The organism is Nonomuraea longispora (genome assembly GCF_004348345.1).
GTDB lineage: Bacteria > Actinomycetota > Actinomycetes > Streptosporangiales > Streptosporangiaceae > Nonomuraea > Nonomuraea longispora.
The window spans coordinates 1-1052 of the sequence record NZ_SMJZ01000442.1 but is presented as its reverse complement, the minus strand read 5'-3'; the positions used below and the strand labels follow the sequence as shown (position 1 = coordinate 1052).

Annotated in this window: 1 protein-coding gene; it reads right to left on the bottom strand. The window is 69.7% G+C overall.

Features of this window, described 5'->3' with window-relative positions; translation table 11 throughout:
- On the bottom strand, positions 1-1036 hold a 1036-nt coding region (locus E1267_RS43840; protein WP_246064764.1), incomplete at its 3' end, for a condensation domain-containing protein.
- Positions 1037-1052: the final 16 nt, after the last annotated feature.

Genomic DNA, 1052 nt, shown 5'->3' with positions numbered 1-1052 from the left:
CCAGCAAACTGTCCCCACCCAAGGCGAAGAACCCATCATGACGACCCACCCGCGACACTCCCAGCAGATCACCCCAGATCCCCGCCACCGTCTCCTCCACCACCCCGACCGGCGCCTCGAAACCGCGCTTCGGACGGGCCTTGTCCTGTTTCGGCTCCGGCCGCCCCTGTGGCAGTGCCTTACCCGGGACCGCCGCCCATTCCGGCTCGTCGGCCAGCCGTTCCACCGATTCCGTGTAGGCGGCGAACATCTCGTCCACCAGGCCGCCCGGGAACAGTTCGTCGACGCTGTCCCAGCTCAGCAGCAGCCCGTCCGGCAGCTCGATCACCTGGTGGTCGAGCCAGACCTGGGGGGTCTGGGATCGGGTGTGGTCCGGCCATCGGACCGTGCGGGCCAGCGCGTCGTCGACGCCGAGCATGCTGGTGAACACGGTGGGGACGGGCTCGGCCAGGCGATCGTTTTCGCGGGCCAGCTCGCGCAGCACGCGCACGCCCGAGATCTCCTGGTGGTCGAGGTCGCGCCAGACCTGCTCCTGGAGGCGGCGGGCGCGCTCCAGCCAGCCTTCGTGCGCGGCGGGCCGGTGTGCGACGAGGAGCACGGAGGTGAAGTCCCCGACGACGTGGCCGATGTCGGGGTGGACGTCGCGCCGGTCGAACAGGGTGAGGTTGACGGTCAGGTCCGGCTGCCCGCTCCAGGCCGAGAGCACCTCGGCGTAGCAGGCCAGCAGCACCACCGATGGAGTGATCCCGTACCTTCTGGCCCGGTCCTTGATCGCCTCCCACTTCTCCGGGTCGAGCCTGGCCTCCCTGCGGTGGAAGCGGGGGATCTCCACCTCGCCGGGGTCCTTCGTGAGCGGGAGACGCGGCGGCGGGGGGAGGTCCGCCGTCCGCTCACGCCAGTACGTCAGCGCCTTGTCCAGGGACTCCTCGTCGGGTTGTGCCTGGAGCGCGTAATCGCGGAAGGTGATGCCGATCGCAGGAAGCTCGACGTCCGGATCGGCGGTCAGGCGCTCCCACTCAGCGAAAAGGATCAACATGGACAGCCCGTCCACC